The organism is Phocaeicola sp. HCN-40430, assembly GCF_037890285.1.
GTDB classification, from domain to species: domain Bacteria; phylum Bacteroidota; class Bacteroidia; order Bacteroidales; family Bacteroidaceae; genus Phocaeicola; species Phocaeicola acetigenes.
The window spans coordinates 1-565 of sequence record NZ_JBBKBS010000072.1 but is presented as its reverse complement, the minus strand read 5'-3'; the positions used below and the strand labels follow the sequence as shown (position 1 = coordinate 565).

Here is a 565-nt window from a genome sequence, read left to right as displayed (position 1 = left end):
TAGCTTTCTGCTTCGTACTTGCGCATGAGGTCTTCGTAGGAGAGTTTTTGGGTGACCATTTCGTAGATGGTTCCCCAGTCGGGCAGTCCTCCGAGGTTGCGGTCGTCGATGAAGAGGTCTGCCTTGAGCTTGCGCGAGTAGTGGCGGTTGGCTCCTTTCTCTTCTTCGGGGTAGTCGCGGTTGACGGCATAGAACTCGATGCCTCGTTCTCGGCAGAAAGCAAGGGCTTCGTCGAGCAGGCGTCCTTCGCGTACGGTCCAGAGAATAAGGCGGTGCCTGTCCTGCTGCAACCGGCGCAGGGTTTCGAAGGCAAAGGGTATTTCTTTACCAATCTCCGGGTATCTGTGTTCGACTAATGTTCCGTCGAAATCGATGGCTATGGTCATTGTGAGTTTTTAAGTTTTTAAGTTTTTTAGTTAGTTGACGAGGCGTTTGTGTAAGTTTTTTAGTTTTTGAGTTTTTAAGTTAGTTGGCGAGGCGTTTGTGTAAGTTTTTTAGTTTGTAAGTTTTTTAGTTTGTTGATGTTCTCATACGCAAACTCATCAACTCAAGAACTAAAAAACTC

1 protein-coding gene is annotated in these 565 nt (G+C 47.1%); it reads right to left on the bottom strand.

Annotated features, from left to right (window positions below; translation table 11 throughout):
- The coding region (locus WKU26_RS12635; RefSeq protein ID WP_340322312.1) for a BT0820 family HAD-type phosphatase at window positions 1–386 on the bottom strand (386 nt) is incomplete at its 3' end.
- Between the last annotated feature and the right edge of the window lie 179 nt (window positions 387–565).